Raw genomic sequence first — 14,279 nt, forward strand, 5'->3', positions numbered from 1 at the left:
GCCTTCTGCGCCTTGCGGCGCTCCGCCCGCGTCATCCCGTCACCCTCGACACCGGCGGCGTCACTGTCGAAGTCGCCCTCGATGACACCGCCTTCCCCGTCCACCGTCGGGGCGGAGAAGTGCAGCCGGTCCGGCCGCTGCGGAACCTCCAGCCCCTTCGCCCGGATCTCCGGACGCACACCCGCCGGCTCCTTCGTCAGCGACGGCGCCGCGTCCTGCACCGGAAGCTCCTCGACCTGCTGCTCGACCTGGACCTCCAGGTTGAACAGGTAGCCGACGGACTCCTCCTTGATGCCCTCCTGCATGGCGTTGAACATGTCGAAGCCCTCGCGCTGGTACTCGACCAGCGGGTCCTTCTGGGCCATGGCCCGCAGGCCGATGCCCTCCTGCAGGTAGTCCATCTCGTACAGGTGCTCACGCCACTTGCGGTCGAGCACCGACAGGACCACGCGCCGCTCCAGCTCACGCATGATCTCGGAGCCGAGCGTCTTCTCGCGCGCCTCGTACTGCTCGTGGATGTCGTCCTTGACGGACTCCGCGATGAACTCGGCGGTGATGCCCGCGCGGTCGCCCGCGGCCTCCTCCAGCTCCTCGATGGTGACCTTCACCGGGTAGAGCTGCCGGAAGGCGCCCCACAGGCGCTCCAGGTCCCACTCCTCGGCGAAGCCCTCGACCGTCTCGGCCGCGATGTACGCGTCGATGGTGTCGTCCATCATGTGGCGCACCTGGTCCTGCAGGTCCTCGCCCTCCAGGACGCGGCGGCGCTCGCCGTAGATGACCTCACGCTGGTTGTTGAGGACCTCGTCGTACTTCAGGACGTTCTTACGCGTCTCGAAGTTCTGGGTCTCCACCTGCGACTGGGCCGACGCGATCGCGCGAGTCACCATCTTGTTCTCGATCGGCACGTCGTCGGGGACGTTCGCCATCGCCATGACGCGCTCGACCATCTGCGCCTTGAACAGGCGCATCAGGTCGTCGCCCAGCGACAGGTAGAAGCGGGACTCGCCCGGGTCGCCCTGTCGGCCGGAGCGGCCGCGCAGCTGGTTGTCGATACGGCGCGACTCGTGGCGCTCGGTGCCCAGCACGTACAGCCCGCCGAGCTCCTTGACCTCCTCGAACTCCGCCTTCACCGCGGCCTCGGCCCGGGTCAGCGCCGAGGGCAGGGCGTGCGCCCACTCCTCGATGTGCTCCTCCGGGTCCAGGCCCTGCTGACGCAGCTCGGCCTCGGCGAGGTCGTCCGGGTTGCCGCCGAGCTTGATGTCGGTACCACGGCCGGCCATGTTCGTGGCGACCGTGACCGCGCCCCGGCGGCCGGCCTGGGCGACGATCGTCGCCTCACGGTCGTGCTGCTTGGCGTTGAGCACCTCGTGCGGGATGCCGCGCTTGGAGAGCTGCTGGGAGAGGTACTCGGACTTCTCGACCGACGTGGTACCGACGAGGATCGGCTGACCCTTCTCGTGCTTCTCCGCGATGTCGTCGACGACGGCGGCGAACTTCGCGACCTCGGTCCGGTAGATCAGGTCCGGCTGGTCCTTGCGGACCATGTCACGGTTGGTCGGGATCGGGACGACACCGAGCTTGTAGATCTGGTGGAACTCGGCGGCCTCGGTCATGGCCGTACCGGTCATGCCGGACAGCTTCGAGTAGAGGCGGAAGAAGTTCTGCAGGGTGATCGTGGCGAGGGTCTGGTTCTCGTCCTTGATGTCCACCCCTTCCTTCGCCTCGATCGCCTGGTGCATGCCCTCGTTGTAACGGCGGCCGGCGAGGATACGGCCGGTGTGCTCGTCGACGATCATGACTTCGCCGTCGATGACGACGTAGTCCTTGTCGTTCTTGAAGAGCTCCTTGGCCTTGATCGCATTGTTGAGGTAACCGACGAGCGGGGTGTTCACCGACTCGTACAGGTTCTCGATGCCGAGCCAGTCCTCGACCTTGGCGACACCGGACTCGTGGATGGCGACGGTGCGCTTCTTCTCGTCGACCTCGTAGTCGCCGGTCTCCTCGATGCCCTTCAGCGGCTGGCCGGGCTCGCCCTTGGTCAGGCGGGTCACCAGCTTCGCGAAGTCGGCGTACCACTTCGTGGCCTGGTCGGCGGGGCCGGAGATGATCAGCGGCGTACGGGCCTCGTCGACGAGGATCGAGTCGACCTCGTCGACCACGGCGAAGTTGTGGCCGCGCTGGACGAGCTCGTCCTGGGACCACGCCATGTTGTCGCGCAGGTAGTCGAAGCCGAACTCGTTGTTCGTGCCGTAGGTGATGTCGCAGTTGTACTGCTCGCGGCGCTGCGCGGGCGACATGTTCGCCAGGATGCAGCCGACCTCCAGGCCGAGGAACTTGTGCACCCGGCCCATCAGCTCTGAGTCACGCTCGGCGAGGTAGTCGTTCACCGTGATCAGGTGGACGCCCTCGCCGGACAGCGCGTTCAGGTACGCGGGCAGCGTGCCGACGAGGGTCTTGCCCTCACCGGTCTTCATCTCGGCCACGTAGCCGAGGTGCAGCGCCGCCCCGCCCATGATCTGGACGTCGTAGTGCCGCTGGCCGAGCACGCGCTTGGCCGCCTCGCGCACGGTCGCGAAGGCCTCGGGCAGCAGGTCGTCCAGGCTCTCGCCGTCCTGGAAACGCTGCTTGTACTCGTCCGTGAGCGCACGCAACTCGGCGTCGGAGAGGTTGACGAAGTCCTCTTCGATGGAGTTGACCTGGTCCGCGATGCGGTGCAGTTTGCGCAGGATCTTGCCTTCGCCTGCACGCATGAGCTTGTTGAAGACGGACACCGAGGTTTGTCTCCTTGCCGGTCGGGCCTGGGCACTGTACGTACACGGGCACGGCAGGTGGGCCCCACCGCAACGGCCATCGTAAGCGAGGACGTGGCCACGTCGGGAGGTCCGCCGTTCCCCTGAGGGCACGGGTGCCCGGATTGAGAACGTACGGGGGACACCGAAGGTGCCGCATCGCCCGGAGGGATCACCGAAAATTGTTCGCCCCCGATACCGGGACGCCAGCAGAATCCCTTCATGGAGCCCACGACACTGAGTACGGACCGATTGATACTTCGGCCTTTCGTCCCCGCGGACGAGGCCGAGGTCCACGCCGCGGCACAGGACCCCGACATCCAGCGCTGGACGACGGTCCCCTCCCCCTACGAGCAGAAGAACGCGCACGCCTGGGTGACCGAGACCGCCCCCAACGGCTGGCGCGACGGCACGGCCTTCCCCTTCGCCGTACGCCTCGGGGCCGAGGGCCCGCTGGTGGCGTCCGTCGGCGTGCACGTCCACAGCGCGGAGAGCTACGAGGTCGGCTACTGGGCGGTCCGGGAGCACCGCGGCCGGGGCTACACGGCCGAGGCGGTCCTGGCCGTCGCCCGCTGGGCCTTCACCGAGCTGGGCATCGGGCGACTCGAATGGCGGGCCGAGGTGGGCAACGCGGGCTCCCGCGCCGTGGCCGAGAAGGCCGGCTTCCAGGTCGAGGGGATGCTGCGGGCCGGCATCCTGCAGCGCGGGACGTACCGCGACTGCTGGGTCGGCGCCCTGCTCCCCTCCGACCTCGGCCTGCCCTCGCGGACGCCGTACCTGCCCGCTGTCAGTGGCGCGTCCTGAGGGCTGTCCCGTCACCCCCGGTGGATCAGCGCACGGCGTCGGATGCGGTGCATCGCTAGTGCTGTGACCGGGAAGGTTTGCCGGGTTGCGGCGTCCGGTGTGGTGCATCGCAAGGCGGAGGGCCGCGGCTCGTACTGGACGTACTCGCGCGGTCCGACAACGCGGCGAGGTGCCGTGCCGGGCGTCGTGACCCGGTGAACCTTTCCGGTCACAGCACTAGGCGGAGGCGCGTCTGCATACCGGTCGTATTCTGGCGCTCCGACAACGCGCCGAGGTGCCGTAGCCGTCGTCGTGCGCCCGCCGGGGATCACGGGACAGCCCTTAAGCTCCGCACCATGACATCGCTCCCGCTGTCCGCCGACGAGGCCCGCCGGATAGCCCTGCGCGCGCAGGGCTTCCTGGGCGCACCCGACCGGCGCGGCGGGGTCCGCGGGGTCCTGCGCCACCTGGGCGCGGTGCAGTTGGACACCATCTCGGTCCTGGCCCGCTCGCACGAGCTGATCCCGTACGCACGCCTCGGCGCGGTCGGCCGGGACACCGTGGAGAAGGCCTACTGGACCGAGCGGCACGCCTTCGAGTACTGGTCGCACGCCGCCTGCATCCTGCCGATCGAGGAATGGCCGCATTTCGCGTTCCGCCGCCGGGCCCGCCGGGCGCGCGGCCACCGCTGGCACGTCCTCCAGGACAAGGAGCGCTCGACGCGGGCGGTACTGGACCGGCTCAGGTCCGACGGCCCGCTGACCTCGACGGAGCTGGGCGGCGCCAAGAACGGCGGCGAGTGGTTCGAGTGGTCCGAGACCAAGATCGCGGTGGAGTGGCTGCTGGACACCGGCGAGGTGGTCTGCAGCGAGCGCCGCGGCTGGAAGCGGGTCTACGACCTCCCCGAGCGGGCCGTTCCCGACGCGCTGCTCCACGACGACCTGGACGACCGCGAGTGCGTACGCCGCCTGGTCGCCTTGGCCGGCCGGTCCCTGGGCGTCGGCACCCGAGCCGACATCGCGGACTACCACCGGCTCAAGGGCGAGGAGTTCGACGCGGTGATCGCGGACTCCGGGCTGGTCCCGATCGAGGTGGAGGGCTGGTCCAAACCGGCCTGGGCGGACCCGGCGGCTCTCGCGGAGACCTCCAGGGGCCGCCACCGCACGACGCTGCTCTCGCCCTTCGACTCCCTGGTCTGGGACCGTCCCCGGACGGAGCGGATCTTCGGTTTCACGCACCGCCTGGAGGCGTATGTGCCCAAGCCGAAGCGGATACACGGGTACTTCGCGATGCCGCTGCTGGCGGGCGGCCGGCTCCAGGGCCGCGTCGACCCGGCCCGCGAGGGCCGCACGCTGGTCGCCCGGCAGCTCTCCCTGACCTCCCCGAAGGCCGCCGGCCCGATGGCCCTGGCCCTGCGGGAAGCGGCGGAATGGGTCGGCTGCGAGGACGTACGCGTCGAACGCGCGAGCTCGCCCTCGGAAGCCGCGGCCGTCACCGCGGCGCTGGCCGCGATCTGAACCGAAGGGCCCCACCGGGGATCCCGGGAAAGCCTCAGCGGATTTCGAGGATCTTTTCCCGCATCGCGTAGACCACGGCCTCCATCCTGGAGTGCAGCTGCAGCTTCTCCAGGATGTTGCGGACGTGGTTCTTCACGGTGTTCTCCGAAATGAACAACTGTTTGGCGATGTCACGGTTGTTCATACCGGTGGCCACCAGTTTGAGGACCTCCAGCTCCCGGTCCGTCAGCCGCGGCGCGGGAACCAGCCGCCGCTCGTCGGTCCGCTGGATCATCGACTTGAACTCGGTGAGCAGCTTCGACGCCATCGACGGGCTGATCTGCGACTGGCCGTCCGCCACCGCCCGGATCGCCGTGGCCACCTCGTCCGTCGAGATCTCCTTCAGGAGGTACCCGGTCGCGCCCGCCTTGATCGCATCGTAGAGGTCCGCCTCCTCGTCGCTGATCGTCAGCATGATGATCTTCGCGGAGGGGGCCACCTCCTTGATCGAGGTGCACGCCTCGATCCCGCCGCGCCGGGGCATCCGCACGTCCATCAGCACGATGTCCGGAAGCAGGTCGGCCGCCTTGTCCACGGCCTCCGCCCCGTCCCCGGCCTCGCCGACGACCTGGATGTCCTCCTCCTGTGCGAGGACGATCTCCAGTCCCCGCCGGAAGAGGGCGTGGTCATCCACCACGAGCACCCTGATGGGCTCCCGGGCGGGCTCCTGTGACGGGTCGTCCGTCCCGCGGCAGCCCGCGACGCCGCCGTCCCCGCGCACCGGCCCGAAGCTGTCCGCCATCGTTCCTCCCCCTGCATGTGCTCAGCTGCTGGGCCAACCGGACACACACCGCAGCCGGTTGACTGCACGCCATGATTCCATGCCCGCACCACGGCCCGGGGGTCACAAGTGAGCCACCTGGCGCATACCTGTCGCATACCCGTCATACAGGCGCCCCCGCGCAGGCGCCTGAGCGCCTGCCCGGGGGCGATGAAACGGATGTGATGGCCTCAGCCGCCGAGCGCGCCACCGGCGCCGCCCCGCGGCTCCTCCGAGCTGGAGGCACCGTCGGGGTTCACGTGGATGACTCCGTAGTCATAGGCATGACGGCGGTAGACGACACTGGGCAACTTCGTCTCGGAGTCGACGAACAGATAGAAGTCGTGGCCGACCAGTTCCATCTCGTACAGGGCCTGGTCGAGCGACATCGGCGCGGCCGAGTGGGTCTTCTCGCGGACGATGAGCGGGCCTTCGCCCTGCACCTCGAGGGATCCGATCCGGGTGATCGGTACCCCGTCCGTCTTCTCCTCCGACACCGGCTGGCCACTGCCGTTCAGCGATGCGACGCCCGGCACCACGTCGGCGACCTCCGCCGCCGGGATCCGGCCGCTGCCGCGGCGGGTGTAACGCTTGTCGTGCTGCTTGCGCAGCCGGGCCTCCAGCTTGTCCTGAGCCAGGTCGAGCGCCGCGTACGCGTCGGCGGCGGCGGCCTCCGCCCGGATCACCGGGCCCCGCGAATGAAGGGTGATCTCCACGCGGTCGGAACGGTCGGCCTGACGCGGGTTGTGCTCCTTGGACACCTCGACGTCCAAGCTGATCACCTTGGCGTCGAGCTTCTGGATCCGCTCGGGATTCAGCTTCTCGGCCACGTGCTTGCGGAACCGCTCGGGCACCTCGGTCTTGCGGCCCTTGACGACGATGTCCACGCAGAACTCCGTTCCCGGATAGCTTCACCCGACGGGGCGAAGCGTCTCCCTTTCGCACCAGACTCCGGTGAAGGCCGGAGCCTCGGACTTGGCGACTTTCACCTCCTCCTCCCCCATCGGCAAGATCAACACCCCACCGACTTCGGAGTCGAGAGACAGCCTCCTGAGTTCCTTACAACCGAACATATCTCTCTATGGCGGTTGTCGGCACCCGCTACCGGAATGTACTTCCGACGAAGTGGCTGTTCCCTCTTACTACCTGCAACGATGGGCCTTCCCCGCCAGTTCCGAATCTATTCACAAGATTCTTCTTCTGTACGAGTTGCTCAAACACGCGGCACCCGTTCGATCCGTCTGAACGACTCCGCCGGCGCCGCCACCACCGCCGCCCGCAGCACCGCCCCCGGGCCCGTGACCAGCCCCGCGGCGCGCACCGCCCGGGCCGCCTCGGCCAGCGTCGCCCCCGTGGTGATCAGGTCGTCCACGAGCACGATCCGGCTCCCGGCCGACAGGCACCCCCGCGCGCCCCGGCGCACCGCCAGCGCCCCCGCGAGGTTCTCCCGGCGCTGCCGGGCTCCCAGCCCCGCCTGATCCGCCACCGCCCGCCGCAGCCCCAGTACGGGCGCCACGCGCGCGGGAACACCGGCCCGCCGCAGCCGCCCCGCGGCCGCCAAGGCGATCCTGCGCGCCGGATCGTGCCCGCGCGCCCGGACCTGCCGCCGCGCCGACGGAACCGGGACCAGCACCACGACCCCCGCACCACCCGGCCGCCCGGCCGGACCACCCAACCCGGCCGCACCACCGGAACCGCTTCCCAGGACGGCCGCCCCCAGGGCGGCACCGAGCACCCCGGCCAGCGGCAGCGCCCCGCGCTCCTTGTGCGCCAGCAGGATGCTCCGTACGCCCCCCTCGTACACGGCGGCGGCCCGTACCACGGGGAGCCCCGCGGGCCGCGGGGACGGCCGCACCGGCCCCTCCCCCGCCCCGCTCAGCGCATCCCGGCACTCGGCGCACACCAGCACCCGGACCGCCCCGCAGCCGGCGCAGTCGACCGGCAGGACCAGCCCGGCGAGCTCCTTCCACCACTCCCGCATGGCTCCACACTGACGGGCGCGGCCACGACCCGCGACCCCTGTGGACAACCCGTACGCGAGCGCAGCTCAGCCCGGGTACACCGGAGACCGGCCGCCCGCCACCGTGCGCCACTGCGCCCCCGGCGGCAGCCACACGATCCCGTCCTCCGAGTAGGCGACCACCGGCTTCGGCTTCGCCTCGTCCTCCGTGGCCGCGACCGCCACCTCGGACAGCCCGGTGGCCCCGGGCAGACTCGCCGCGACCATCGAGCCGTCGGCCAGCATGTAGCGGGCCTGCTGCACGCCGCCGTTCTCCCGGCCCACCACGAGCAGGCGTCCGCGCGGCGCCCAGCTCATCGCCGTCACATCGACCATCTGCGGGGCCGCCGGACGCAGCTCGCGCACCGACACCGCCGAGGAGTCCGTCTTGCCGTCGGGCCGCTCGATCCGCCCCACGTAGAGGACCTTGCTGCTGTCGGGCTGCTCCACCAGGAGCGCGATCCGCGCCCCGTCGGCGGACGCCTTCAGCGAGGCGATCCGTCGGCCGTCCAGCCCCGCCACCTGCACCTTCTCCGGCGTTCCGGCGCCACCCGGCACCCGCCACAGCCCCGGGCCCTGGGGATCCCGGTCCGCGACCCACAGATCACCCGAAGCGTCCCAGCTCGGCGCGGTCAGCATCGCCGCCTTGCCGCCCTTGCCGATCGGCAACGGCTGTGGCATCGTCCCGCCCCCGACCAGTGCGACGACGTACAGCGCGTGCTCGTCCTCGGAGATCACGGCCGCCCGCCGCTCGTCGTGCGAGACCGCCGCCGATCTGACCTTGAACCCGGGAGGCGTGGCCAGCGGCCCCGGCACCGCTTCGAACCGGGCCTGCTGGTCCTCGCTGCTCGTGTCCAGCTTCATCCGGACCAGCCGCTTGTCGTTGTCGACGAAGTACTGGAACTCGGGAATCTTGGGCCGGCCCGCGATGGCGGCCGCGCTCACCTCGCTCACCGAGCACAGGGAGGTCGACTTGCCGCCGGCCCGCACCAGTTCGACCTGGTCGAGCCGGGAACCCGTCAGATCCTTGACCGTGTACAGGAGTTGCGTGGCCATCTTCTTGCACTGCGGCTGCGCGACGTTCTCGGCCTTCTCGTTGAGCGGCACGCGCAGCGTGTTCTGCCCGTCGTACGAAAGGGACTTGGTGCCCGGGCCCAGTTCCGTACCGGTGGGGAAGCTGGACTCCACGACCGGGGCGAGCCACCGCGACGGCCCGGCCAGCAGCGACTGCACGGTCTGCGTGGTCGGGTCCATCCGCGAGTCCGGATCGGTGCGCTGACGCACGTAGACGGGGTCGGCGACGAGCGTGCCGCCCGCGAAGTAGTACTTGTTGACCGGCATGTAGATGCGCTGGAAGTCCGACTCGCTGAGCACGAGCCCGCTCGGCGGGGTCGAGATCCGCCACTGCTTGTCCTCGTTCTGGACGAGCTGCAGGAACTCCTCGTACTCCCTGGCCCCGGTCTGCGGCTGGTACGCGCTGTGCTCGTCGACGGTCGCGAGCTTCTTGCCGGTCACCTTCCAGCGGGGCCCCTCGGGGTCCTTCTCGCCCCGGTTCGGAACCCGGTTGAGTCCGGAGGAGAGCACCGTGACGGCGGAGCCGGGCTTCCAGCTCTTCGCGGCGGCCTCGGTGAGGTATTTGCGGGCGGTCTCCAGCTGCGGGTCGTCACTGGTCATCGCCTCCAGGAAGCCGTCGACGATCTCCGCCGGGCTGGCCTTGTCCGCAGGCGGTACGCCGAACACCCGGACCTGCGAGTCCACGCCCTGCGAAGCCTGCACCGGGCGGATGTCGCCGCTGTCCGGCATGGAGGCACAGCCGGCGAGCAGCAGCCCGGCCGCACTGAAGGCGTACGCCCGCACGGTGCGCAGCCGCCGGCGCCGTACCCGCGCACGCCCCGCCCGCGCGTCCAAGGGCTCAGCGTCCATCGGCTCGGTCCTCCTGTTGTGCCTGCTCGGCCGGGCGGGCCACGACCCTGGCCCCGTTCCCCGGCAGGGCCGTCGGGTCGGCGGGCACCGGCATCGCTCCGGCGACGGGCGAGCGCGGCGGTATCGGCGAGCGGTCGCCCGCGTCGGCCGGCGTACGCTCCGCCGCGCCGCCCGCGGCCTCGGCCGCGGCCCGGGCCCGGTTGGCGCGGTTGGCCCGGGAGTCCTCGGGCTCCAGCGGGATGGGCGAGCCCCGCAGCGGCTCGTCGGCCGTGCGCGGCAGGGTCAGACGGAACTGCGAACCGCCGCCCGGCTCGCCCCAGGCCTGCAGCCAGCCCCCGTGCAGCCGGGCGTCCTCGACGGCGATGGACAGCCCGAGGCCGGTCCCGCCGGTCGTGCGCGCCCGCGCCGGGTCGGCCCGCCAGAACCGGTTGAACACGCGGGTGGCCTCGCCGGGCTTCAGCCCGACCCCGTAGTCCCGTACGGCGACGGCGACCGCCCCGCCCGCGGACGCCAGCCGGACCACCACGTCGCGGCCCTCGCCGTGCTCCACGGCATTGACGACCAGATTGCGCAGCACCCGCTCCACCCGCCGGGCGTCGGCCTCGGCGATGACCGGCTGGGTGTCGCCCAGGACCCGGATCCGGGTGCCCTTGTGCTCGGCGAGCGGCTCCGCGCCGTCGATGACCCGGCGTACGACGTCACGCAGGTCGATGGGCTCGGCCTCCAGGGCCGCGGCCCCGGCGTCGAACCGGCTGATCTCCAGCAGGTCGGCCAGCAGCGACTCGAACCGGTCGAGCTGCCCGGCGAGCAGCTCGGCGGAGCGCGCGGTGATCGGGTCGAAGTCGACCCGGGCGTCGTGGATGACGTCGGCGGCCATCCGTACCGTCGTCAGGGGGGTGCGCAGCTCGTGCGAGACGTCCGAGACGAAGCGGCGCTGCATCCGGGACAGCTCCTCCAGCTGCTGGATCTTGTTCTGGAGGTTCTGCGCCATCTTGTTGAAGGCCTCGCCGAGGCGCGCGATGTCGTCCTCACCGGTGACCTTCATCCGCTCCTGGAGCCGCCCGGCCGAGAGCCGCTCGGCGATCCCCGCGGCCATCCGGACCGGGGTCACCACCTGGCGTACGACGAGCCAGGCGATGCCGCAGAGCAGGACGACCACGAACAGGCCCGCCGTCACGATGGTGACCTTGATCAGGTTGAGGGACTCCTCCTCCTGCGTGAGCGGGAAGAGGTAGTACAGGTCGTACGGGTCGCCGTTGATGTCCGAGAGCCGCTTGCCGATGACCAGCGCCGGCTCGGGCTCCTTCGCCCCGTCCCCGCTGGTGTACCGGATCTCGGAGAAGGTCTTGAAGGCGCCGGTGGCATGGTTGACGGCCCGGCGCAGCCCCAGCGGGACGCTGGCGGTCGGGTCCACGTTGCCGGAGGCCCGGGCGCCCTTGACGCCCTGCGTTCCGGGCAGCGCCTCATCGCCCGCGCCCGCACCCAGCGCGACGACCTCGAAAGCGGTCTGGCCGCCACTGGCCAACTGCTTGACCAGGGAGTTCATCCAGGTACTGGCGTCCCGGCCGACTCTGTTGTCGGTGGCGTCCGGCCCGTCCACCGTGGCCGGGGCGTTGGCCTTCTCCTGCGCCACCGCGAACCCGCCCGCGGCCTGGCTCTGCGCCGCCTCCTCCTTGGCGTCGAGGAGACCCTTGCTGACCTGTGCGATGACGACGAACCCCAGGGCGAGGACCACGGCGAGCGAGATCAGCAGGGTGGCCGCGACCACCCGGAGCTGGATGTTGCGCCGCCACAGGCGGACAGCCGGAAGCAGCGGCCGGCGCGCCAGGCGTACGAGGAGCCGCAGTACCCGGCTGCTCGACGCCCGGTCCCGGAACAGCCGGCCGAAGCGCAGCCTCCACGGGCGGAAGCCGCCCGGGACCTCGCCGGACATGCCGGACGCGCCGGACTGCACGTCAGCTGGGTCCGGCCTTGTAGCCGACACCGCGCACCGTCACGACGATCTCGGGGCGCTCCGGATCCTTCTCGACCTTGGAGCGCAGGCGCTGCACATGCACGTTGACCAGGCGGGTGTCCGCCGCGTGCCGGTAGCCCCAGACCTGCTCCAGCAGCACCTCACGGGTGAAGACCTGCCACGGCTTGCGCGCGAGGGCGACCAGCAGGTCGAACTCGAGCGGCGTCAGGGCGATGGAGGCACCGTCCCGCTTGACCGAGTGCCCGGCCACGTCGATGACCAGGTCACCGATGGCCAGCTGCTCGGGCGCGGGCTCCTCCGACCGGCGCAGACGCGCCCGGATACGGGCCACCAGCTCCTTCGGCTTGAACGGCTTCACGATGTAGTCGTCGGCCCCGGACTCCAGACCCACGACGACGTCCACCGTGTCGCTCTTGGCGGTGAGCATGACGATCGGCACGCCGGACTCGGCCCGGATGAGCCTGCACACCTCTATGCCGTCCCTTCCGGGCAGCATGAGGTCCAGCAGCACCAGGTCGGGCTTCGCCTCCCGGAAGGCAGCCAGCGCCTTGTCACCGTCCGCTACGAACGACGGCTCAAAACCTTCTCCACGCAGCACAATGCCGAGCATCTCGGCCAGCGCGGTGTCGTCGTCGACGACAAGGACTCGTCCCTTCATGCTTGACATCATCCCATTAGCTAATCGTTACCCGGCGGTGAGCTGTCCCACAGCCAAAAGGGCTGGAAATCGACCCTCGGAGGTGCGTGGAGATCAGCTCCCCCAGTCTGCCCCCGATCGGGTCGACTATTGAAGGTACGGGCTGCGACGACCCCCCAGCACCGCCCGGGATCGACCGACCGGTCGGGATCTCCCCGAACCGACCCTCTCCGCCCCGCCACCGCACCCGATCCGCCGCCCACCCCCTACTCCGTTCGGGCCCCCCACGTGGCACGATGGCAGCGACCAGCGCCCCGCCGCGGCAGGCGCACGTGAAGGAGTGACGATGAACGACTCTCCGGGCTGGGCTACGCCCGGATCCTCTCCGTCCGACGGCGAGCGGCCGGGCACCGACGGCGGCACGCAACAGCCCGCAGCACCCGGCCGGCCCGCGCAGCCCACCGGCGGCCCGAAGTGGTCCGCCGAGCAGCCGCCGCCCGGTCAGTGGTCGAGCCCGGGCACCACGCCCGAGGCCCCGCAGGCCGAGCCGCAGCCCACCACGGGCTGGGGACAGCAGCCAGGCACCCCGCAGGCGGGCCCGAACGGCCCCCAGTACGGCTACCCGGGCGGCCCCGGCCAGTGGGGCCAGCCCCCCGCCGCCAAGCCCGGTGTGATCCCGCTGCGGCCCCTGGGTCTCGGCGAGATCCTCGACGGCGCGGTTGCCACCATGCGCACCCACTGGCGCTCGGTCCTGCCGATCACCGTCGTCGTGGCCACCGTCGTCCAGGTGATCAGCGTGATCGTGCAGAAGTTCATGCTGGACGACCTCACCTTCGCCGCGAACCCGGACGCCGGCCCCGAGGAGGTCTTCGACTCGCTCGGCAGCACCATCGGCGCGTCCGCGGTGATCCAGTTCATCCAGGCCCTCGGGACGATCGTGGTCACCGCGATGCTCACGATGGTCTTCAGCCGCGCCGTGCTCGGCCAGCACTCCTCGGTCTCCGGCGCCTGGCGCGAGGCCCGCCCCCAGCTGCTGCGCCTGATAGGGCTCACCCTGCTGCTGGCCCTCGGCGCCGTCCTGCTCGGCGCCGTACTGATCCTGCCGGGCGTCCTGACCGACACCATCGGTCTCGCCGTCGTCGGCTTCGTCCTCTGGCTGCCGCTCCTGGTCTGGCTGGGCATCAAGTTCAGCCTGGCATCGCCCGCCCTGATGCTGGAGAAGAGCACCGTCTTCAAGGCCTTCGCGCGCTCCTCCAAGCTCGTCAAGGACACCTGGTGGCGCATCTTCGGCATCACGGTCCTCACCACCGTCATCGCCTTCTTCATCTCCGCGATGATCGTCGCCCCGTTCCAGATCGTCAGCCTCCTCGCCTTCGGCGGTGGCCTCGACGCCCTTGAGGACGGCAGCGGCATGAACAACTGGGGCGTACTGATCGCCCCCGCGATCGGCCTGATCATCGCGCAGACCATCGTCATGCCGTTCCAGTCCGGCGTCACCGTCCTCCTCTACGTCGACCAGCGCATCCGCCGCGAGGGCCTCGACCTGGAGCTCGCCCGGGCCGCCGGCCTCGAGAACTACGGCACGACCGGAGGCTGACGCACAGATGATGAGTACGGGGGGCCTCATCACCCGCGCCACGGCGCTCCTGCCGAGCGCCGAGACACCACCGGTGACGACACCGCGCGAGCCCGCCAGGGAAGCGGCGGAGCGTGAACTGTCCAAGCCGATGTACCACGAGAACGACCCGAGCCTGTTCGACCGTGCCCTGCGCAGGTTCTTCGACTGGCTCGACGACATGCTCGGCGCCGCCTCCGGGGCGACCCCCGGAGGCGGCCTCGGCCTCCTCGTGATCCTCG

The 14,279-nt window shown here is 70.6% G+C and carries 10 protein-coding genes and 1 pseudogene; 4 read left to right on the forward strand and 7 right to left on the reverse strand.

The features are described 5' to 3' along the window. A partial coding sequence (gene secA, locus ACWGIU_RS11635; RefSeq protein WP_453704711.1) for a preprotein translocase subunit SecA occupies positions 1-2,771 on the reverse strand: 2,771 nt, incomplete at its 3' end. A 240-nt stretch (positions 2,772-3,011) separates the two neighbouring features. Between secA and ACWGIU_RS11640 the strand changes: the two genes are divergently transcribed. Beyond that, positions 3,012-3,593 carry a GNAT family N-acetyltransferase gene (locus ACWGIU_RS11640; protein ID WP_453704713.1) on the forward strand — a complete coding sequence of 194 codons (582 nt, stop codon included), beginning with the start codon at positions 3,012-3,014 and terminating at the stop codon, positions 3,591-3,593. A gap of 335 nt (positions 3,594-3,928) precedes the next feature. Continuing rightward, complete coding sequence (locus ACWGIU_RS11645) at positions 3,929-5,089, forward strand: winged helix-turn-helix domain-containing protein (RefSeq protein ID WP_453704715.1); 1,161 nt, start codon at positions 3,929-3,931, stop codon at positions 5,087-5,089. A gap of 34 nt (positions 5,090-5,123) precedes the next feature. On the opposite strand, the gene ACWGIU_RS11650 is transcribed toward ACWGIU_RS11645, so the two are convergent. The 6 genes from ACWGIU_RS11650 to mtrA all read right to left on the reverse strand — a co-directional run bounded on the left by ACWGIU_RS11650 (position 5,124) and on the right by mtrA (position 12,455). After that, a complete protein-coding gene (locus tag ACWGIU_RS11650; protein ID WP_453704717.1) occupies positions 5,124-5,870 on the reverse strand; it encodes a response regulator in 747 nt (248 codons plus the stop codon). 209 nt (positions 5,871-6,079) lie between these two features. Further along, positions 6,080-6,775: a ribosome hibernation-promoting factor, HPF/YfiA family gene (hpf, locus tag ACWGIU_RS11655; protein ID WP_453704719.1), complete on the reverse strand. Its 696-nt coding sequence runs from the start codon at positions 6,773-6,775 to the stop codon at positions 6,080-6,082. 326 nt (positions 6,776-7,101) lie between these two features. Next, entirely contained in the window at positions 7,102-7,869 is a 768-nt protein-coding gene (locus ACWGIU_RS11660; protein ID WP_453704721.1) for a ComF family protein, read from the reverse strand. 66 nt (positions 7,870-7,935) lie between these two features. Continuing rightward, on the reverse strand, positions 7,936-9,810 hold the full coding sequence (locus ACWGIU_RS11665) for an LpqB family beta-propeller domain-containing protein (protein WP_453704723.1): 1,875 nt from the start codon (positions 9,808-9,810) through the stop codon (positions 7,936-7,938). Then, complete coding sequence (mtrB, locus tag ACWGIU_RS11670; protein ID WP_453704727.1) at positions 9,800-11,743, reverse strand: MtrAB system histidine kinase MtrB; 1,944 nt, start codon at positions 11,741-11,743, stop codon at positions 9,800-9,802. Before mtrB ends, ACWGIU_RS11665 begins: the two co-directional genes overlap by 11 nt. 22 nt (positions 11,744-11,765) lie before the next feature. Next, positions 11,766-12,455 (reverse strand): two-component system response regulator MtrA, encoded by a 690-nt coding sequence (gene mtrA, locus ACWGIU_RS11675; protein WP_189973359.1) that lies wholly within the window; start codon positions 12,453-12,455, stop codon positions 11,766-11,768. A 313-nt stretch (positions 12,456-12,768) separates the two neighbouring features. On the opposite strand from mtrA, the gene ACWGIU_RS11680 reads away from it, so the two are divergent. Together ACWGIU_RS11680 and ACWGIU_RS11685 are read left to right on the forward strand one after the other, a co-directional pair. After that, a complete protein-coding gene (locus ACWGIU_RS11680) occupies positions 12,769-14,019 on the forward strand; it encodes a glycerophosphoryl diester phosphodiesterase membrane domain-containing protein (RefSeq protein ID WP_453704725.1) in 1,251 nt (416 codons plus the stop codon). Positions 14,020-14,026: 7 nt separating this feature from the next. Continuing rightward, positions 14,027-14,279: pseudogene (locus tag ACWGIU_RS11685) on the forward strand (DUF4129 domain-containing protein); the annotation flags it as partial.

The sequence above is a fragment of the Streptomyces sp. NPDC054840 genome (assembly GCF_053611065.1).